Here is a 19,875-nt window from a genome sequence, read left to right as displayed (position 1 = left end):
GCCCCTGACTCAAGGGGCCATTTTCATTGGAGGGCGGCAGTTATGCCGCTGTCCCGTGAACGAGGCAGGAAACAAGCGATGCACTACCACCAATACTACCCGGTCGATGTGATTAACGGCCCCGGCACCCGTGCCACCCTGTTTGTCTCGGGCTGCGAGCACCAGTGCCCGGGTTGCTACAACCAGAGCACCTGGCGGCTCGATGGCGGCAAGCCGTTCGATGAGGCGATGAGCGATCGCGTCATTGCGGATCTCAACGACAGCCGCATCAAACGGCGAGGTCTGTCGCTTTCCGGTGGCGATCCGCTCCACCCTGCCAACGTGCCCCACGTGCTGGCGCTGGTGAAACGGGTGCGCACCGAGTGTCCGGGCAAGGATATCTGGTGCTGGACCGGTTATCTGCTCGGCGAACTGTCAGAGGCCCAGCGCGAGCTGGTGGCCTTGCTGGATGTGCTGGTGGATGGCAAGTTTGAAAAGGAGTTGGCAGATCCGGGCCTGCTATGGCGTGGCAGCAGTAATCAGCAGATCCACGACCTCAACGCCTGGCGTGATGCGGGTGAGCGAATTCCCTGTCTGGTTTGCAGTTGAAGTCCGGGATGTTTATGGTTAGCCCATTCCAATCCTGACGACATTTTTGAAAAGGAGAGCCGAGATGAACAATCTGCTCAAGATCCTGCTGGCCATTTTCCTGCCCCCTGTGTGCGCGTTTATCCAGGTGGGCTTTAGCCTGCACTTTTTAATCAACATAGTGCTGACCCTGCTGGGCGGTCTGCCGGGCATGGTGCATGCGCTCTGGTTGGTGGTGAGCGACAAGCGTGGCTGATCCCATCGGCTGGTTAGTGAGCTTATTGACGATAAAAGGGCCAACCTCTCGGGGTTGGCCCTTTTGTTAATGTTCATACGAATACTTTTTCGTTAGGATGGGTGACTGACCAAGCGGGCCGCGTTGAGCGCCCTGCAGTCCGGCAACAAGCACCGGCAGAGAACAAGGAGCGTTACATGAAGTGGAAAGTCGCAGTATGGTCAGGTCTGGCAGTGACACTGTTGCTGGGGTGCTCATCCCATCAGGAGGTAGCGCACGAGCGCGCTCCGATCGCTATCCCTCTCGAGCAGTTGTCCAGCTACTGGGTTCAGGAGAAGCAGTGGTCATGGCTTGGCAATGACGAGCCCGCCCTGCCGGCCAAACCGGTCAAGGGGTATGTGGAAGTGCGCTATCAAATTGACGCCAGCGGCACGCCGGTCAAGCCGGAAGTGGTGGCGGCCGAGCCCCCCGGCGAGCTGGAGCAGAGCGCGCTGGCGACCCTCTCGCGGATCCGCTACAGCCCGGCAGAGGGCAACCCGGATGCTATTCCGGTCGAGGTGACCAACCGCTTCGAGATCGAGATCAACTGATCCCCCATCACTCTGATGCCAGAGAAAGAGAGACCCCGGCCAGGCCGGGGTCACGTTTATTGCTGTTTGCAGTCGTTGTAGGCGGTCTGCCACTCGCCATCCTGATCCCGCAGCTCGACAAAGCCCTCATCCCCCTTGTTCCACCAGACGGCCTCGTGTTCGTCCGTGTAGCGGGCACCGGAGGCCGAAATGGCCTGGGGCAGGGTGTAATCCTTGCCGTCCGGCAGAGACAGCTTGATAAAGTTGAGGCTCTCGTCAGAGAGGGAGAAGTAGCGCACCTGCACCTTCTTGCCCTGTTCGCACTGGTAACTGACCGGTTCGCCACCAGTGACTGAGAGGGTATTGCCCTGATTGCAGCCGGCGAGCAGGCCGAGGGCCAGCGCACCAGCGGCCATCATATGTGCCTTATTCATGATTACAGCTCCATTGGTGTCATACGGGCGTGAGCCTAACAGGTTGCCGTTATTGTGCAATCAGCGGGGCCATTCGGTGCGTCGCTGGCTGTCCGGCATACCGCGCGAGTATGAGGGGGCGCAATCAGGAAGGCATCGTCAATCAGTAGAGGCCAAGTCTGGTTTCAAACTGGCGGATCAGCGTCTCATAGATGCCGTTGTTCTTGATCTTTTGCAGCCCCTGCTCGAACTGTTTGGCCAGCGCTTCCCCTTGCGGGTGGTGGCGGGAGAAGGCGAGCCAGAAGCCATCAGTGGAGAGCTTGCCAACCTTGACCACCTTGCCGGTCAGCTGTTTTTGCTGGATCTTGAGGTAGCCCGGCATGCCGTTCATCAGGATGTAGTCGACCCGGCCACGTACCAGCATCTCGAGGATCTGGGCATCGGATTTGGCCTGAAAGCGGGTGATCCTGGGGTTCTCCATAAAATCGGTAGGGTAGGTGTAGCCGAGGGTGATGCCCACCCGCTTGCCTTCCAGCGAGGTGAGCTTGAGATCCCGTTGCGGGTCGCTGGCAAGGGCGAAGATGGCAAGATCCTCCTCGAACATGGGGGTATCGTGCCAATGGTACTGGTAGCGGTTCTCTTCGGTGATGGTGGCGTTGAAGCACCCCGCAAGTTTGCCGCTTTTCGCATCGTGCATGCAGCGGGCGAAGGGGAGGGTGCGAAAGACAATCTCGATCCCTTCGGCGGCGAACACCGCCTTGACCAGCTCAGGCGCCAGTCCGTGGGGCTGGTCATCCTCATTGTCCTTGTCGCGCTCGCAGTAGGGGGCCCAGTCATCTTCGGCACCAATGACAAGCGGGGTGGCCCCGAGCGGGCTGGTAGCCAACAGCATCAGACAAACCAGCCATTTTTTTAACAACGCGACCATAGGTACACCTCATCGACAGCAGCCTTACAAGCATAGCCACTCTTCTGCGCTGACTTGTAGTGGCAGGATTATTGGTGAGGGAGGTAAACGAGGGCGAGAAAAAACGCCCCGGCAGGCGATGGGGCAAAACGAGCTCATCCATGGGCTGACAACAGTGCTTACAACAGGAAATCAATAACCGAAGCGGGTCGCCTCGAAGCGATTGAGCAGCCGATGGACGAGGTAGCAGGCCAGCAGGGTGACCACGATGGCAAACAGTATGCTGCTCACCCGGTAGAGGGCGCTGAACACCAGATCGTTGCCCGGGGTGAGGTACTGGCCAAACAGGATGCCGAGGGTGGTGAGGGCGCCAAAGCCGACCCCGGAGCCGCCTGCCTCCTTGACGTGGGCATGGCTGAACAGCATGGCGCCGAGCCACAGTAACGGGGCGACAAGCAGCAGTTGCCCTGACCAGTCATAGAGCAGCAGTTGGCCGAGCAAGCCGAAGGTGACCCCCAGCAAGGTGCCCATCGCCCGTTTGCGGGCATAACTGAGGGCGCCGTTCCAGTGCATGGGGAACAGCACCAGCAGGGTCGTAGCCTGGGCAGACATGGAGTCGCGCAGGTCAAACACCTGAAATACCAGAAACGACAGGGTGGCCACAGTGGCCCCCAGCAGAGCTTCATGGCGCATCCGGTGCGGCGCCTTGGGGGCCGAGGCTGGCTTGGGTCTGGCTTCCACATCCGGGATCAGCATGGTCATCAGGTAAGCGATCAGCACCGACAGCACGCTCGCCCAGATATTGTTGAGGATCAGGTCGTTGAGGTCGGTCTGCGGATAGCTGGCAAAGTGCAGCATGATGCTGAGGCTCAGCACCCCGTTGGCCCCGAACAGAAACAGGCTGCCCCGCGACATGGCGGCGAAACGGTAGAGAAACAGCATGAAGGCGATAGGGGTCATCAGCGCCGGATGGCTGCCAAACAGTCCCCCCAGCAGCCCGACCTCCACCCCACAGACCACCGCAGCCGCGATCAGCTGGCGTGCTGCATGGCCATTCATCACCGGCACCATTCCCAGCAGCAGTACCGGTGTGACCGTATAGAAGACCCCGTAACTCCAGCCAAACAGCTTGCAGAGCAGAAAGCCCGTGGTGCAGCCAAAGGCGATGCGCAAGCACTGGCGCAGCTCGTTGCCGGTGAGGGGCCGATACCAGAGGTGGGTGGCAGCACCACCGGCGGGGTGGGCTGGGGCGGTATTGGCCGACGGGTGAGTGGCGTGGTTAGTAGACATAATGGAGCAGGCTGAGCAGGTGGATCTGGCCCCGTGCCAGCATGGCGGTCAGGGCATTGTCCGGCAGCAGTTGTACCGTGGCCCGCGCCCCGGCTGGCAGATGGTCGGGGAGCTGCTTCAGCTCGAGGTGCAGTCGCATCCGCTGGGCATCCCGTACCCAGCGATCCGACTCCACCGGCGCCGCCAGTCGACCGTTGGCATCAAATTGACCGGCACTCACCCCGGCATCCAGACTGCTCACCCGAGCAGGATATAGCTGACCCGGCTCGCCATCGAAGGCCACCAGTGCGCGGGTTTGCTCGCCAACATGGCGCAGGCTCTTCTCCCGAAAATCGGCAATGACGTCCACCTGTTCCGACACCAGCGCCAGCAGCGGGCTGCCCGCGCTGGCGATACTGCCTGGCTTGAGCTGCAGGTTGGTGATGGTGCCATCCTGATCCGCGTGGACACGGCTGTAAGAGAGGGCCAGCTGCGCTTGTGCCAGCTTGTTGCGGGCCTGGCGCAGCAACAGATTATCCTCACCGGTCACGCCACGACTGGCCTTGATCTGGGCCAGTTTGGCCTGACTGGCGCGCAGGTTGGCCTGGGCGCTGCGCAGGGCGCTGTCAGCCTCATCTTTTTGTTGCAGCGAAACCATGTGACGTTGGTAAAGCGCATCGATCCGCTCAGCCTCGCGCCACTTCTGGCTGGCCAGGGTCTCCTTGGCGTTGATCTCGGCAACGGCGGCGGTCAGGGCGGCATCCAGTTCACTGTTCTGCTGCTCTGCCTGCGCCAGCGCAAGGCGGGCCTGCTCCACTGCCAGTTCAAAAGGGGCCGGATCCAGCCTGAACAGCAGCTCTCCTTTCTTGACCTGCTGGTTGTTGTGAACGGCGACCTCGATCACCTTTCCGCTCACCTGGGGGGCCAGCTTGGTGACCACCCGGGTCGCCATCGCCTGAGGGGTGAGGGGCATCAGCAGGTCGGCTATCAGAAAATAGGCAAACAGGGTGGCAAAGCCAGCCATGGACCATTTGATCCAGCGGGTAAATTGTTGATCCGGTGTCATTTTATTCTCTCTCTGTGTCGGCCTCGGGAGGGCTTGTATCGCCTCCGGCTTGTCGGTCGTGGTGTTGTTCAATTTTGCTGAGGGCGTTGGCCGAGATCCGCTGCACCGTTGCTTCAAACAGCTGCAGGGTCTGCTCGTCAATGCCCCCCAGCAGCTCGCGGCGGATATTCATGATGCGGTCGGCGATCTGATCGAGCAGGGTCTGGCCAGCCGGGGTCACGCAGACGATGCGGGCCCGCTTGTCCTGACTGCAACAGTGACGCTCAATCAGTCCCTGCTCTTCCAGCTGGCCCAGGGTGCGCATCAGGGAGGGGAGCTCTATCTCGAGGGCTTCGGCCAGGGTCTTCTGGCTGACATGGTTCCCCATGCGGGAGAGCTTCCACAACGCGGTCCAGCGGGGATGGGTGAGGCCAAGGGGAGCCAGCTCCAGATCGGCGGCAGTACGCCATAGCCGGTGCATCCGCGCTATCTGCTCGGCGAGCGACAGCTCGCGTAACCTTTCCAGATCCGTCATCTTCTCATCCTCAATGTACTTAGCCTGCTAAGTATCATACTTGTTTAGCAGGCTAAGTAAATGGTGTGATGCGGATCATGTTTCTGGTCGGATTTTTCGCTGGTGCGAGTTAGCATCGTTCGAGCCCCTGATATTATTCTCGGGGCTGATCCACTCGAGGCTCTCTTGCCGATTCGGATATTGCGCCGTGAATGGAGGATATCCGGCGATTATTTTCATGAAATTTTCAGCTTCAGCGAGCAGCTCTTTTTTTATCCGCTAATATTGATGGGGTTATAAAACAAGGGGGAAACGGGTTGTGGATGGATATGACAGTGGATGTGTGTATCTGGCAATTGAAGCGCTGTTGAGTGATGGGGAATATGGTGCAGAGTCACACCATGGCGTGAATCGGGAAGGCGCTATCAGAAGTACCGATATCAGTCATGATTTTGACCCCGCCAATATTCCATTGCTGTTGGCAGAATAGACCTTACCGTGTGTGATCCTTGTGAGTTCAAGCCAGTGCTCTGGTATTCGCTGGCTTGACTCATCACTATTTCAATCTCCCCTTTTTGCATCTTTATCCTCACCATTTTTCATCGTGCGTGCTTCCTGCACGCCGACTCAAACCCTGATGTGGCAAGCCGTGGCACTCGCATCATGGTGATGACATTGCCCGCAGATTATCACTCACAGGAGCTGTGACGATAAATGGTCGCAGAGCTTGTCATCTGGCTCTGTTATTTCCCCGAAGGGGGAGAGATCATCGCATCGTTATTACTGCTGATCACCCAAATATCCGCCATTGGGCTCGCTCGTTTTATCGCCCTATTTCCTGACTTGGTCGGGTATCGGATGTCTGGTGTTCTATTGTGCAGCACGCGTTGGTGGCACCATGATGTTTAAGTTTTTAATGTTTTTATATGGCTTTGCAGTCTGGCTAACCGACAGAGGCGAGGGGGATCAATAAAGTGTCGGTCACAATCACACGCAGAGTACATAACAATGAAAAACCTCTCACCCCTACAAACCACACAAGAAAAGGCCGCCTTGATGGGCGGCCAACAAATTGCCGGTATGCCGCTCTTTATATTTCTCGGGTTGGCAACCTGTGTTCTCTTTTCCGGCTGGAACGGCTCGCTGCCGCTGGGCATGGTCGGTGCGCTGGCACTGATGTTTGTGCTGGGCACCCTGCTGACCGAGCTGGGCGAGCGGATCATGCCGATCCGCGAATATCTGGGGGGCGGCACCATCCTCGCCATCTTTGGCGGCGCCGCCCTGTTCGAATACCAGTTGCTGCCGGTGCAGGCGGGGCAGGTCATCACCAACTTCATGAAGGAGGGAGGGTTTCTCAACTTCTTTATCGCCAGTCTGGTGACAGGGTCCGTGTTCGGCATGAGCGGCGCTTTGCTGAAAAATGCTGCCATGCGCTATCTGCCGGTCATTCTTGGCGGCGTAGCGCTGGCACTGCTGAGCGTGGGGCTGGTCGGCTCCCTGATGGGGTATGGCTTCAAGAATGCGGTGCTGCTGATCGGCCTGCCCATCATGGGCGGTGGCATGGGCGCCGGTGCGGTGCCGTTGGTGGAGATCCTCTCCGGCCCGATGCAGATGTCCAGTGCGGATCTATTGTCACGCATGGTACCGGCGGTGGTGATCGCCAATACCCTGGCCATTCTGGTGGGCTCACTGCTGGCGCGGCTCGGTCGCCGTTACCCCTCCCTGACCGGCAACGGCAAGCTGATGGTCAAAGAGAATAGCCATAGCATTGCTGACGAGCAGGCCGAAGCGCCGACCCTGCAGAGTCTGGGTATGGGGCTTTTTATCAGCTCCAGCATGTTTGTGCTGGGTTCCCTGCTTGGCAACTTTATCCCCATGCACCCCTTCGCCCTGATGATTTTGGCGGTCGCCTTTATCAAGGTGAGCGGCCTGCTGCCGCGCCGTTATGAGCAGGCGGCGGCCGACTGGTATCAGTTTGTGGTGAGCAACCTCACTCCCTCCCTGCTGGTGGGGATCGGCGTCGCCTATACCAGTATTCCCGAGCTGATCAGCGCCTTCTCCGTCAGCTACTTCGTGCTGGTCATGGTCACCGTAATCGGTGGCGCCCTCGGTGCGGCGCTGGTTGGCAAGCTGATCGGCTTCTATCCCATCGAGGCGGCCATCACAGGCGGGCTCTGCATGGCCAACATGGGCGGCACCGGCGACGTAGCCGTGCTCTCGGCGGCCCAGCGGATGAAGTTGATGCCCTTTGCCCAGATCTCCTCTCGCCTTGGCGGCGCCGTGATGCTGATCTTGGCCACCGCCCTTATCTCCCTGCTCGCCTGATACCGGATTGAGGAACAAACAAGATGAACGACATCATGATGGGCACCAGCCTGCCCTATGCAGAACGCAAGCGTCAGGGCGTGCGCGGCCGTATGCCCCACAAGGAGGAGTCCCTCTCCCAGCAGCGGCGCCGGATCTACCGATTGGTCAGCGCCATGCAGAGTCCGTTTGACCAGCATTTGCTGCTGCGCCAGTTGCAGGAGGACAACCCGGTGCTGTTCTACGATCTGGTGCGCCACCACCTGCCGGAGCTGCTGCCGATCATCTACACCCCGGTGGTGGGAGAGGCGTGTCAGCGCCACAGCGATCTCTATCTGCGCAGCCACGGTCTCTATCTCTCCTGGCATGACAGGGACGATCTCGACGACATCCTCGAGTCGGTGGAGCAGGAGGTGGACGTGATCGTCATCTCCGACGGCGAGCGGGTGCTGGGGCTTGGCGATCTCGGTATCGGCGGCATGGGGATCTGTATCGGCAAGCTGGCGCTCTACTCCGCCGCGGGTGGCATCAACCCGGCGCGTACCCTGCCGCTCTGTGTCGATATGGGCACCAACAACCCCGAGCTGCTGGAGGATGACTCCTACCTCGGCTGGCAATCCCCGCGCATTGACGGCGAGAGCTATTACCACTTCATGGACAAGGTGGTGGCCGCCATTCGCAAGCGCTGGCCGCAGGTGGTGCTGCAGTTTGAAGACTTTGCCGGCAAGCATGCCGCCAACTTGCTGACCCGTTATCGCGATGAGCTCTGCATGTTCAACGACGACATTCAGGGCACGGCGGCAGTGGCTTCTGCCTGCGTGCTGGCCGGGTTGCAGCAGGCGGGTACCGCCCTGTGCGATGCCCCGGTGCTGATCGTCGGCGCGGGTTCTGCCGGTTGCGGCATCGCCGCCATGTTGGCTCAGCTTGCGGGGAGCCACGATGGCGTCTGGCTGTTTGATCAGGACGGGGTGGTCTGCGCCGATCGTCCCAACCTGACCCGCGCCCAGCAGCCCTTTGCTCGCGCCGTGAACGAGGAGAACAGTTCGCTGCTGGAGACCATCCGGCAGGTGCGCCCGACGGTGCTGATCGGGGTGAGCGGTCAGGGCGGCCTCTTTACTGACGAGGTGTTGCAGGCGATGGGGGATGTGTGTGCGCAGCCGGTGATCCTGCCACTCTCCAACCCGACCCGCAGCGCCGAGGCTACCCCCGAGCAGGTGTGGGCCGCCACAGATGGCCGCGCCTTGCTGGCCACCGGCAGCCCCTTTGTGCCGGTGATGGTGGCAGGGGAGCGGCGGGTAGTATCCCAGTGCAATAACGTCTATGTCTTCCCGGGGATTGGTCTCGGAGCCTGCGCTGTCAAGGCGCGCCGCATCAGCGATGGCATGTTGCTGGCCGCGGTGCGGGCGGTCGGTGCCTATCCGCTGGTGGCGGGCCGGCTGCTGCCCCCCATCGAACAGGTGGGAGAGGTGGCCCGAGCCGTCGCCAGAGCGGTGGCGCTCTGTGCCCGCGAGGAAGGATTGGCCGATTTTGTCGGCGATCCGGCACCTTTGATTGACCAGACCTGGTGGCATCCGCACTATTGGGCAGCGTCCTGACGTTTTAAGGTATGTGCATGAAACTTCGCCACCAGTTGGTCACCCTCTCTCTTGGGCTCTCCCTGCTGCTGATCCTCATTCTGGGCAGCCTGCTGGCCCTCTTTATCCGTCATCTGCTGGAGAGCAATCTGCAGGATAAGGGAAGCGATCTGGCACGGGTGATGGCGGCGGATACCCGAGTGGTCGAAGCTCTGCGTCAGGGGAGTGATCCTACCCTGCGCGACTACGTGGAGGCGGTCTGCAACCGCACCGATGCCACCTATATGGTGGTGACCGATGAGCATGGTCGCCGCCTCAGCCACCCCAACCCCGAGCTGGTGGGGCAGAAGTTCCGCGGCGAGGATATCTGGCCCGCGCTGCAGGAGCGGCGAAGCTATTGCTCCAAGGATCGGGGCACCATGGGGCCGGCGATCCGCTGCTTCTCCCCGGTGGTTGGCGGGGATGGGCGCGTCATGGGGGCCGTGGTGGTGGGTTACCTGATGCAGCAGGTGGAGGGCATCTATATGGAGCGGGTGGCCCTGCTCATCAGCGCCATAGTAGCGGTGCTGGGGTGTGGTCTGCTGCTGGCGCTCTGGGTGCAATACCTGCTGCGCAAGACCCTGCTCGATCTGGAGCCGGAGGCGATCGTGCGCCGCTTTACCCTGCAGGATCTGGTACTTGAGCACATCACCGAAGGGGTGATTGCCCTCGATGGTCGCGGCAATATCAACATGATCAACAGCACCGCCAGCTATCAGCTGCGGCTGCCGGTCACCGGGCGCCATGCCCTGCAGGGGCAGTCGCTGGCGGAGCTGGTGCCACCCCTTGCCCCCTGTCTGGAGCAGGAGGGTGGGGAAGTGAGCTTCACCATTCAGGGGGAGTCCTTTGTCGGCCGCTGGCAGGCGGTGCAGGGAAAGGCACCGGGGCGACTGCTGATCTTCAGCCGCCCAGAGGTGGCTGCCAGTCTGGGGGTGCAGGTGACCCACCTGCGCCAGTATGCCGAGATGCTGCGGATGCAGAGCCACGAGTTCGCCAACAAGCTGAGCAGCCTCTCCGGCCTGTTGCAGCTGGGCCATGTGGATCAGGCGGTGGAGCTGATCCAGCAGGAGAACGAAGCGTGCCAGACCATGCTGCAGGAGCTGCTGCGGCTGATCGACAACAAGCCGGTGGCGGGGCTTATTCTCGGCAAGTTCAGCCGGGCCCGCGAGCTCGGGGTGACCCTGGAGCTCGATCCCGATTCGGCGCTGGCGGAGTATCCGGCCTCGGTCTCGGCAGATCTCATCACCCTCATTGGCAACCTGCTGGACAACGGCTTGCAGGCGGCTTGGCGCAACCGCCAGCAGCGGCCGCCGCGGGTGCTGCTCTCTCTGTGCGATGTGGGGCGGCGACTGGTGATCGAGGTGGAGGATAGCGGCGAGGGGGTCGACGAGGAGTTGGCCGACCATCTGTTCGATTACGGGGTGAGTCGCCAGAGCGGCGATCACGGGGTGGGTCTGTTCCTGGTCAAGGAGACCGTGGGTCGGCACGAGGGTGTGATAGAATGGCGGCGAACCGCCGAGCAGACCACCCTGTTTGGTATCTACTTGAATAAAAACCAATTAATGTGAGCCATGGACCCAATAATCACGCTTGTTATTGAAGATGACGATCGGATCGGTGCCATCTTGTCAGAACTGGTGGCGGCGACACCCGGTTTCTCCCTGCTGGGGCGGGCTGGCACCCTGGCCCAGGCCGATGCCATGATGGCCGGTGTGGTGCCCCAACTGCTGCTGGTGGATGTCTCCCTGCCCGATGGCTCCGGCCTTGAGTGGGTGAGCCGCCTGCGCAGTCACAACCGCGAAGCCTATGTCATCATGGTGACTGCCTCGCGGGATGTGGAGACCATCCAGCAGGCCCTCAATCTTGGGGTTCATGACTACGTCATCAAACCATTGCGGCTGTTTCGCATTCAGCAGAGTCTGGATGAGATCCTGCAACTGCATAGCCGTCTGTGCGAGCGGGGTCGGCTGGAGCAGGAAGATCTCGACAAGCTGCTGGGCAAGGGAGGGCGCTCCCAGATCAAGGAGATGCGCGTCACTCCCAAGGGGATCGACAGCATCACCCTGCGTCAGGTGCTGGATCTGCTGGCGGGTGAGCCGGAGAGTGTCTTCTCCACCGACACGGTGGCGTTGCGACTCTCCCTCAGCCGCACCACGGCGCGCCGCTATCTGGAGTATCTGGAGTCGGAAGACCGGGTAGATGTGGATCTCAATTACGGCCAGCGGGGGCGACCGGAGCGGCGCTACCGCTGGCGCCGGGCGGGTTGAGATGCGCACTGGTGTACATTGCAGAAACAACAAGGGAGCCATGGGCTCCCTTGTTGTTTCCGGACGATGTTGGTTCTCAGGCGGCTTCCCGTTCGGCTACCGGCGCACGCCCCTTCAGCTGGGAGGCCATCACCCCGCCCAGGATCAGCCCGCCACCCAGCAGGTGATAGCCGTGGATTGGCTCGCCCAGGCCGACGACGGCGATCAGCGCCGTACAGAGCGGCATCAGGTTCATAAAGACCGAGGTGCGCTCGGCGCCCATGCAGGCGAGGCCGCGCATCCAGCAGTAGGCTGCCAGCAGAGAGGAGGCGAGCCCGGCGAAGAGCACCAGCCCCCACCCTTCGGTCGGCACCGCCATCGAGTCGGCGCTGAGAGCGAGCGGTACCAGCAGCAGTACCGCCAGCAGGATCTGCATGTAGAGGTTTAGCCAGGGGCCAAACGGCAGGTGCCAGCGGCGGATCAAGAGGCCGTAAAGGGCGTAGCTGGCGGAGCCGAGCAGCATCATGCCATCCCCCGGGTTGATGCCGTTGTGCAGCAGGGCCAGTGGTTCGCCCTTGCCAAGCAGCCAGAGCACCCCGAACAGGGAGAGACTCATGCCGAGCAGTGCCTGTTTGCCGGGACGCTGGCCGAAGAAGAGCGCCCCTTGCAGCAGGGTGAGCAGCGGAATGAGAGAGCCGATCACCCCCATGTTGGTGGCGGAGGTGCTGTGAGCGGCGTAGTAGGCCAGACACTGGTAGAGCACCATACCGAGCGCCGCCAGCACCAGCAGCTTGCCGAGCCAGGGGCGAACCTCGCTGCGTCGCCGCCAGAGGGGGGGCAGACAGAAGGGGGTCAGCGCCAGGGCGGCGATCACCCAGCGATAGAAGGAGATAGCCGCGGGGTCGAGCACGCTGGCGGCCGCCTTGGACACCACGGTATTGGTAGCCCAGATCAGCACTGCCATCAGCGGAAAGAGAAGAGGGGAAAAGATTCGCATCAGAGGCTCCTTATTAACAGGGGGCCAAGTCTACCCTTGTCTTTATATTATCAAGTAGCGTAAAACAGACAGATGACCCAGCAGAAAAGACAACTCTTTCTGATGCACCTTATTCCGGCCCACACGGGCAGCGTCTGCCCGCAACTGATGGCTGCTTTTGGCCTGTGCCGGAGACCGAGCCAACAGGGTGTTGCATCACGCCTGTTCCTCTTTTTCGCTGACAAGGGGCGCTGATGGCCACTCACCAGTTTCAGCCGGTAGATGTCGTTCTGCCCGCTCCCAATCCGCTCTATTTCAGTTACCAGCAGATGCTGGCCGACAGTGCGACCGTGCTGCACTCCCACCCCTGGGGCCAGCTCAACATGATCAGCCTGGGGATCATGGAGATAGAGCTGGGGGATCAGCGACTGGTGGCCCCTACCGACTACCTTATCTGGGTGCCGGCGGATCTCGAGCACACCTCCTACAACGAGCAGACCCTCGACTACACCTCTATCTACGTCAGCCACGAGATGGCGGCCAAGCTGCCGCCAGAGCCCAGATTGCTGCTGCTCACCCCGCTGATCCGCGCCCTGCTGAGCGACTTTTGCGAACGGCGGGTAAGCCATATGGCGGATGAGTGGGATCAGCGTCAGGCCGAGTTGCTGGTGGAGCGACTTGCGCGCACCCGTTGTCAGGAGAGCTACCTGCCGATGAGTCAGGACAAGCTGCTGGCTCCCATGCTGGCGGCGTTGCACAGCGATCCTGCCGATCCCCGTACTCTGGCCCAGTGGGCCGGACAACTGCACACCACAGAGCGCACCCTGGCGCGGCGCTGCCTGCGGGAGTTGGGGATGAGCTTCGGTCAGTGGCGGGCGCGGCTGCGGTTGCTCAAGGCGCTGGCCTGGCTCAAGGGCGACATGCCCATTCAGGAGATCAGCTGGCGGCTCGGTTACGGCTCCACCTCGGCCTTTATCGCCATGTTCAACCGGGAGCTGGGTTGCTCCCCCCAGCGTTATCGCCAGCAGTCGGGCAGATAACAAATCGCCGGACATGTCATCTGGTGAAGCAAAACAAGAAGGGCGCCCACAGGCGCCCTTTCTGATGACATTCGCTTGCGCTAGAAGAAGCCGAGCGGGTTGATGTCGTGGCTCACCAGCAGGTTCTTGGTGTTCTGGTAGTGGTCCAGCATCATCTTGTGGGTCTCGCGGCCGATCCCCGACTTTTTGTAGCCGCCAAAGGCGGCGTGTGCCGGGTAGGCGTGGTAGCAGTTGACCCAGACCCGGCCAGCCTGAATGCCACGCCCCATGCGCCAAGCCAGATTGCTGTCGCGGGTCCACAGGCCTGCCCCCAACCCGTACTGGGTGTCGTTGGCAATGGCCAGAGCATCGGCCTCGTCCTTGAAGGTGGTGACCCCGAGTGCCGGCCCGAAGATCTCCTCCTGGAACACCCGCATCTTGTTCTGGCCGGAGAAGATGGTGGGCTGGATGTAGAATCCCCCCTCCAGTCCGCTCACCTTGGCCGGGCCGCCGCCGATCAGCATCTTGGCCCCTTCGCCGCGGCCGATCTCCATGTAGCCCAGGATCTTGTCGAACTGTTCGCGGGACGCCTGCGCCCCCACCTGAGTGGCGGTATCGAGGGGGTTGCCCTGAACAATGGTGCGGGCGCGGGCCAGCACCCTGTCCATGAAGTCGTCATAGATGCTGGCCTGCACCAGCGCGCGGGAGGGACAGGTACACACTTCTCCCTGGTTGAAGAAGGTCATCAGCATCCCTTCTACCGCCTTGTCGATGTAGCTGCTCTCGTGCTGCATCACGTCGGCGAAGTAGATATTGGGGGACTTGCCCCCCAGCTCCACGGTGGAGGGGATCAGCTTGTCGGCGGCGCAGCGCAGGATATGGGCGCCCACTTCGGTCGAACCGGTAAAGGCCAGTTTCTGGATCCGGTTGCTGGTGGCCAGCGCCTGACCTGCCTCGGCGCCGAAGCCGTTGACCACGTTGACTACGCCGGGGGGCAGGATGTCCTTGATGAGATCCATCATCAGCATGATGGTGACCGGGGTCTGCTCGGCGGGCTTGAGCACGCTGCAGCAACCGGCCGCCAGCACAGGGGCCAGCTTCCAGGCGGCCATCAGCAGCGGGAAGTTCCACGGGATGATCTGGCCGACCACGCCGATGGGCTCCTTGAAGTGGTAGCTGACGGTGTTCTGATCCAGCTCGGCGGCCGAGCCCTCCTGAGCGCGAATGCAGCCAGCGAAGTAGCGGAAGTGATCCACCACCAGCGGCAGGTCGGCGGCTAGAGTTTCGCGCACCGCCTTGCCGTTCTCCCAGGTTTCGGCGATGGCGAGCCGTTCGATGTTCTGCTCGATGCGATCGGCGATGCGCAGTAGCAGGTTGCTGCGCTCGGTGACGCTGGTTTTGCTCCAGCTGGTGAACGCCTTGTGGGCGGCATCAAGCGCCAGCTCGATATCGGCGGCGTCGGAGCGAGCGACCTCGCAGAATACTTTGCCATCCACCGGCGAGATGTTTTCAAAGTAGCGGCCGGCGCGAGGAGCCACCCACTCACCACCGATGAAGTTGTCGTAACGGGACTTGAAGCTGACCAGGGCACCTGCCTGACCGGGAGCGGTATAAATCATCTCATCATCCTTTATGTGTGTGATCCTGACCGGACTGGCTGACAGACCGGTTGCCAGCTGATATCGCAAGGGGCGTGCCAAAGGGTCTGACCAGCAGACAGAAGGTTACAAAAACGTTACCAAATGGGGTGTGGCAGCGTATCTTGGTTAACCAATGTCCACGGCTATTGCGATAAAACTGTACCGTTTCTGGACAGTGGCCGAGACAGTCGTGCTGTTTGTGAACAGGAGGCGTGATGAGTGAGTCACTTCAACCCGGTCCCGGTCCGATCCAGCGTTCCTGGCAGCGTTGCCTGCATCAGGGGCTGAGCCGCCAGCAGAGCGCCGATCTGGACTTGCTGCCCCAGGGGGAGCTGTCGGCCCGTCAGGATCAGCACAGGGCGCTGATTGCCTGCTTCCAGCGCTTCGTGCTGCCGCTGTTTGCCCAGCTGCTGGCGGGTCGCCCCTGTCGCCTGTTGTTGTGTGACGGTGAGGGGGCCATTCTGGCCGCCAGTGGTGATGAGGGTTTCGCCCGTCATGCCGAGCGTATCTTTTTGCGCAGTGGTGCCCGCTGGGGTGAGGCGAGCAAGGGTACCAACGCCATCGGTACCGCGCTGGCCGAGCAGAGCGAAGTGCAGGTACTCGGCAATCAGCACTTCTTCGCCCAGCACAGTTTCCTTAGTTGCAGCGCTTGCCCGTTGCTCGGGCCGGATGGGCAATTGCTGGGGGTGCTCGATATCTCCACCGATGCGGCTCACCACGATGGCGACATGCTGGGCACGGTGCGGCTGCTGGCCATGACCCTCGAAAACGCACTGCTGGCGCGTCAGCCGGGCTGGCTGGTGGATCTCGATCCCCAGAGCCTCTGGTCCGCTCGCCTGTTGCTGGGAGAGGAGGGGGAACTGCTCGGCGCCAACCGGGCAGGCCGACTCTGGCTCGGCCAGCACCCTTTCGATGGCAGGCAACTGCTGCGCGAGGGGCGTGGCTTGCGGTTGGTGCCAGAAGCGGACGCGACATCTTCCTGCACCGCGCTGCCGGGTCACTCAAGCCCGGTGCCACATCCGCAGCAGGTGCCGCTCAAGATGCTGGAGCGCGGCATTTCGCTGCTTATCGAGGGGGAGACCGGCAGCGGCAAGGAGCATCTGGTGCGGGCCCTGCACCGAGCGTCCAGTCGGCGGGATCAGCCACTGGTGTGTGTCAACTGTGGCGCGTTACCAGCAGATCTGGTGGAAGCCGAGCTGTTTGGGTATGTGGGCGGGGCCTTCAGCGGTGCCCGCAGCCAGGGTAGTCAGGGTTATCTGCGTGCAGCCCATGGCGGCATGTTGATGCTCGATGAAATTGGCGAACTGCCGCTGCAGGCTCAAACCCGACTGCTGCGGGTATTGCAGGAGCGCAGCGTGACGCCGGTTGGCAGTCACAAGCCGGAGGCGGTGGATTTCTGGCTGGTCAGTGCCAGCCACCGGGATCTGGCGGCCATGGTGCAGAGTGGCGCATTTCGCGAAGACCTCTATTACCGGATCTGCGGCTGGCGCCAGCAGCTGATGCCGCTGCGCCGTTGGCCTGCCGCTGAGCGTCTGGAGCTGATCCAGCGACTGTTGGCGGAGATGGACCCGACCCTGCGTCTGACCCGCGATGCGGAGCAACAGCTGCTGGCCCATCCGCTGCCCGGCAACGTGCGCCAGCTCAAACAGGCACTGGAAGTGGCCTGTGTGCTGGCAGAGGGGTTGGGTTGGATAGAACCCGCCCACCTGCATCTGCCCAGTGTGGCCACAGAGCCCGGCGCCTTGCCGATGGGGGAGGCGACCAGCTTGCGTGAACAAACCCGGCGGCAGGTGCAGCAAACGCTGGCGGCATGCGGCGGCAATGTGAGCGAGGCCGCGCGCCAGCTGGGGATCAGCCGCACCACCCTCTACCGGACGCTGCGCGAAGCCCCTTGAGTGCTCACTCCCCCTCATCGGTCGTTTCAAGACGCACATGACGGCTGGAGCACTGCCCATCCAGCCGCTATGATGCGCCCTGGCCGGGGCATTGCGCCCGTTGACTCATCCGTTGAGGATTTTCTGCCATGTCACAACACATAGGGGCGCTGACCCTGCTGGTGGCTGATTACGATCAGGCCATTCGCTTTTTTACCGAGGGACTTGGCTTTGCGCTCTTGGAAGACACCCGGCTCGATGAACCGGGCAAACCGGGCAAGCGTTGGGTACGGGTTGCCCCCAAAGGTGCCTCCGGTTCCGCGTTGCTGCTGGCACAAGGGGCCAATGCGCAGCAGCAGACCGCCATCGGTCAGCAGGGCGGTGGCCGGGTATTTCTGTTCCTCGAGACCACTGATTTCTGGGGGGATTACCAGCGCATGCAGGCGTACGGTGTTCATTTTTGTGAACAACCCCGCGACGAGCCTTATGGCACTGTGGTCGTGTTTGAAGATATCAGCGGCAACCGGTGGGACTTGTTGCAACGTACTGCTGCCAACTGAATCTGAAAACGTTTATCATCCCGCCTGTCATAAAGTCATAAAAGTGTCACAGAAAATTCTAATAATTGGCGCACCCATCTTCACAGAGGAGAGAGAAGGGAATGGCTAAGCGAATTCTGGTGGTCGAGGACGAAGCACCGATCCGCGAAATGCTCTGCTTCGTGTTGGAGCAGAAGGGATATGAGACGATTGAAGCGGAAGATTACGCCGATGGACTGGCGAAGGTGCGCGAACCCTACCCCGAACTCATCGTGCTCGACTGGATGATGCCGGGCGGCAGTGGCATCCAGTTTATCAAGCAGCTCAAGCAGGATGAGGTGACGCGCCAGATCCCGGTGGTGATGCTCACCGCTCGTGGTGAAGAGGAGGACAAGGTGCGTGGTCTGGAGGCCGGTGCCGACGACTATATCACCAAGCCGTTCTCGCCCAAGGAGCTGACCGCTCGCCTCCATGCTGTGATGCGCCGCGTGTCGCCCACCTCGGTAGACGAGGTGATCGAGGTGCAAGGGCTGAAACTCGATCCTGTCTCCCACCGAGTCAGTGCCGAAGAGAAGGCACTCGACATGGGGCCGACCGAATTCAAGCTGCTTCACTTCTTTATGACTCACCCCGAGCGGGTCTACAGCCGTGAACAGCTGCTCAATAATGTCTGGGGTACCAATGTGTACGTCGAGGACAGAACCGTGGATGTGCATATTCGTCGCCTGCGCAAGGCGATTGAAGAGACAGGGCACGACAGATTGATCCAGACGGTGCGTGGAGCCGGATACCGCTTCTCAACCCGTCTCTAGAGGCAGTTATGTTGCAACCTTACGCCTGGCGGCGACAGTTGTGGCGAATGGCGTTTTTTTACGCCCCCTTCGCATTGGTTGGCTGGTTGATTGATCATCTTGCCCTCTGCCTGCTGGTGGCGGCCGTGTTGCATCTGGGCTGGCACTATCGCTTCCAGAAGCGGCTCTCTGACTGGCTGTGGCACGACCGCAGCCTGGTGCCCCCCAGCGGCAGTGGCAGCTGGGAGTACATCTTCAACGGTATCTACAAGCTGCAGCAGCGTCACCGCGCCCGGCGCCGCGAGCTGGCGGGGCTGATCCGCCGCTTCCGGGAGGGGGCCGAGGCGCTGCCCGATGCCGCCGTGGTGTTTCGCACCGATGGCAGCATCCTCTGGTGCAACCGGCTGGCGGAGCAACTGCTCGGTTTTCGCTGGCCGGAGGATGCTGGCCAGCATATCGGCAACCTCATTCGCAATCCGGCCTTTAACGCCTATCTGGGCAAGGGAGCGTATGACGAGCCCCTCGAGATGCACTCCCCGGTCAACGAGGAGAAGTTTCTCGAGTTTCGCATCATGCCCTACGCCTCGGATCAGGCGATGCTGGTGGTGCGGGATGTCACCCGCTTGCGCAGTCTCGAGAAGACCCGCAAGCACTTCGTTTCCAACGTCTCCCACGAGCTGCGCACCCCGCTGACCGTGCTCAAGGGCTATCTGGAGATGACCGAGGAGCCGCCCCCGCCCGCCATGTGGGCCAAGGCCCATCGGGTGATGATGGAGCAGACCATCCGGATGGATAATCTGGTCAATCAGCTGCTCACCCTCTCCCGTATCGAGGCGGCCCCGACCGTGGATCTCTCCCACTTGGTGGACATGCCTGCCATGCTGGGGCTGCTGGAGCAGGAGGCGCGGGCGCTCTCGGGCGATCGGGCCCACCAGATCGAATTTGTGGTGCAGCCCAATCTGCTGGTGCGCGGGGATCAGGAGCAGCTGCGCAGTGCCGTCTCCAACCTGGTCTATAACGCCATCCACTACACCCCGGCGGGGCGAAAAATTACCGTGGAGTGGCGCAACCAGGGGGCGATGGCGCTGTTTGCCGTGAGCGATGAAGGGGAGGGGATTGCCCCCGAGCATCTGGCGCGGCTGACCGAGCGGTTCTATCGGGTGGACAAGGCACGCTCGCGCCACACCGGTGGCTCCGGCCTCGGCCTTGCCATCGTCAAGCATGCCCTCAGTCATCATGACTGCCAGCTCGATATCGAGAGCCGGGTCGGCCTTGGCAGCCGCTTCAGCTTTCTCATTCCGAGCCGGATGGTGGTGATTAAATAGTCTTTTATGGCAATGGGTTAGCTGCAAAA

General features: G+C 61.4%; 19 protein-coding genes. 12 read left to right on the top strand and 7 right to left on the bottom strand.

Annotated features, from left to right (window positions below; genetic code table 11):
- Positions 1–78 precede the first annotated feature (78 nt).
- The 3 genes from nrdG to I6L49_RS10350 all read left to right on the top strand — a co-directional run bounded on the left by nrdG (position 79) and on the right by I6L49_RS10350 (position 1,392).
- On the top strand, positions 79–588 hold the full coding sequence (gene nrdG / locus I6L49_RS10360) for an anaerobic ribonucleoside-triphosphate reductase-activating protein (RefSeq protein WP_216949484.1): 510 nt from the start codon (positions 79–81) through the stop codon (positions 586–588).
- A gap of 64 nt (positions 589–652) precedes the next feature.
- Positions 653–823: a YqaE/Pmp3 family membrane protein gene (locus I6L49_RS10355; protein WP_005343870.1), complete on the top strand. Its 171-nt coding sequence runs from the start codon at positions 653–655 to the stop codon at positions 821–823.
- Between the two features lie 176 nt (positions 824–999).
- Entirely contained in the window at positions 1,000–1,392 is a 393-nt protein-coding gene (locus I6L49_RS10350; RefSeq protein WP_158112091.1) for a TonB family protein, read from the top strand.
- 56 nt (positions 1,393–1,448) lie between these two features.
- On the opposite strand, the gene I6L49_RS10345 is transcribed toward I6L49_RS10350, so the two are convergent.
- The 5 genes from I6L49_RS10345 to I6L49_RS10325 all read right to left on the bottom strand — a co-directional run bounded on the left by I6L49_RS10345 (position 1,449) and on the right by I6L49_RS10325 (position 5,540).
- A complete protein-coding gene (locus I6L49_RS10345) occupies positions 1,449–1,805 on the bottom strand; it encodes an MliC family protein (RefSeq protein ID WP_042055249.1) in 357 nt (118 codons plus the stop codon).
- A 142-nt stretch (positions 1,806–1,947) separates the two neighbouring features.
- Complete coding sequence (locus tag I6L49_RS10340; protein ID WP_223849344.1) at positions 1,948–2,676, bottom strand: ABC transporter substrate-binding protein; 729 nt, start codon at positions 2,674–2,676, stop codon at positions 1,948–1,950.
- A gap of 207 nt (positions 2,677–2,883) precedes the next feature.
- Positions 2,884–3,981: a DUF2955 domain-containing protein gene (locus tag I6L49_RS10335; RefSeq protein WP_216949483.1), complete on the bottom strand. Its 1,098-nt coding sequence runs from the start codon at positions 3,979–3,981 to the stop codon at positions 2,884–2,886.
- Positions 3,971–5,026, bottom strand: a complete 1,056-nt coding sequence (locus I6L49_RS10330; protein WP_058059148.1) for an HlyD family secretion protein — start codon at positions 5,024–5,026, stop codon at positions 3,971–3,973. Before I6L49_RS10330 ends, I6L49_RS10335 begins: the two co-directional genes overlap by 11 nt.
- A 1-nt stretch (position 5,027) precedes the next feature.
- Complete coding sequence (locus tag I6L49_RS10325) at positions 5,028–5,540, bottom strand: MarR family transcriptional regulator (RefSeq protein WP_058059149.1); 513 nt, start codon at positions 5,538–5,540, stop codon at positions 5,028–5,030.
- A gap of 987 nt (positions 5,541–6,527) precedes the next feature.
- Here I6L49_RS10325 and I6L49_RS10320 point away from each other — a divergent pair.
- From I6L49_RS10320 to I6L49_RS10305, 4 genes are read left to right on the top strand one after another with little or no spacing between them, the layout of a single operon-like run.
- Positions 6,528–7,844: a 2-hydroxycarboxylate transporter family protein gene (locus I6L49_RS10320; RefSeq protein WP_058059151.1), complete on the top strand. Its 1,317-nt coding sequence runs from the start codon at positions 6,528–6,530 to the stop codon at positions 7,842–7,844.
- 23 nt (positions 7,845–7,867) lie between these two features.
- Positions 7,868–9,418 carry an NAD-dependent malic enzyme gene (locus I6L49_RS10315; RefSeq protein WP_075115717.1) on the top strand — a complete coding sequence of 517 codons (1,551 nt, stop codon included), beginning with the start codon at positions 7,868–7,870 and terminating at the stop codon, positions 9,416–9,418.
- A 17-nt stretch (positions 9,419–9,435) separates the two neighbouring features.
- Positions 9,436–11,004: a sensor histidine kinase gene (locus I6L49_RS10310; protein ID WP_021229142.1), complete on the top strand. Its 1,569-nt coding sequence runs from the start codon at positions 9,436–9,438 to the stop codon at positions 11,002–11,004.
- A gap of 3 nt (positions 11,005–11,007) precedes the next feature.
- Positions 11,008–11,703 (top strand): response regulator, encoded by a 696-nt coding sequence (locus I6L49_RS10305; protein ID WP_075115718.1) that lies wholly within the window; start codon positions 11,008–11,010, stop codon positions 11,701–11,703.
- A gap of 76 nt (positions 11,704–11,779) precedes the next feature.
- Here I6L49_RS10305 and I6L49_RS10300 read toward each other — a convergent pair whose 3' ends face one another.
- Positions 11,780–12,679: a DMT family transporter gene (locus I6L49_RS10300; protein ID WP_216949482.1), complete on the bottom strand. Its 900-nt coding sequence runs from the start codon at positions 12,677–12,679 to the stop codon at positions 11,780–11,782.
- A gap of 233 nt (positions 12,680–12,912) precedes the next feature.
- Between I6L49_RS10300 and I6L49_RS10295 the strand changes: the two genes are divergently transcribed.
- Positions 12,913–13,698 carry a helix-turn-helix domain-containing protein gene (locus I6L49_RS10295; RefSeq protein ID WP_216949481.1) on the top strand — a complete coding sequence of 262 codons (786 nt, stop codon included), beginning with the start codon at positions 12,913–12,915 and terminating at the stop codon, positions 13,696–13,698.
- Positions 13,699–13,778: 80 nt separating this feature from the next.
- On the opposite strand, the gene I6L49_RS10290 is transcribed toward I6L49_RS10295, so the two are convergent.
- A complete protein-coding gene (locus I6L49_RS10290; protein ID WP_042079825.1) occupies positions 13,779–15,296 on the bottom strand; it encodes an aldehyde dehydrogenase family protein in 1,518 nt (505 codons plus the stop codon).
- 236 nt (positions 15,297–15,532) lie between these two features.
- On the opposite strand from I6L49_RS10290, the gene I6L49_RS10285 reads away from it, so the two are divergent.
- From I6L49_RS10285 to phoR, 4 genes are all read left to right on the top strand, one after another.
- Positions 15,533–17,212, top strand: coding sequence for a sigma-54-dependent Fis family transcriptional regulator (locus I6L49_RS10285; protein ID WP_216949480.1), 1,680 nt, complete (start codon positions 15,533–15,535; stop codon positions 17,210–17,212).
- Positions 17,213–17,340: 128 nt separating this feature from the next.
- Positions 17,341–17,751, top strand: a complete 411-nt coding sequence (locus I6L49_RS10280) for a VOC family protein (protein ID WP_216949479.1) — start codon at positions 17,341–17,343, stop codon at positions 17,749–17,751.
- 101 nt (positions 17,752–17,852) lie between these two features.
- The gene (gene phoB / locus I6L49_RS10275; RefSeq protein ID WP_005338414.1) at positions 17,853–18,542 is read left to right on the top strand and encodes a phosphate regulon transcriptional regulator PhoB; all 690 of its coding nucleotides are present in this window, start codon (positions 17,853–17,855) and stop codon (positions 18,540–18,542) included.
- A gap of 8 nt (positions 18,543–18,550) precedes the next feature.
- A complete protein-coding gene (gene phoR, locus I6L49_RS10270; protein ID WP_216949478.1) occupies positions 18,551–19,846 on the top strand; it encodes a phosphate regulon sensor histidine kinase PhoR in 1,296 nt (431 codons plus the stop codon).
- Positions 19,847–19,875 lie beyond the last annotated feature (29 nt).

This window comes from Aeromonas sp. FDAARGOS 1419, assembly GCF_019047045.1.
GTDB lineage: Bacteria > Pseudomonadota > Gammaproteobacteria > Enterobacterales > Aeromonadaceae > Aeromonas > Aeromonas veronii.
This window is presented reverse-complemented; position numbering and strand designations above follow the sequence as displayed.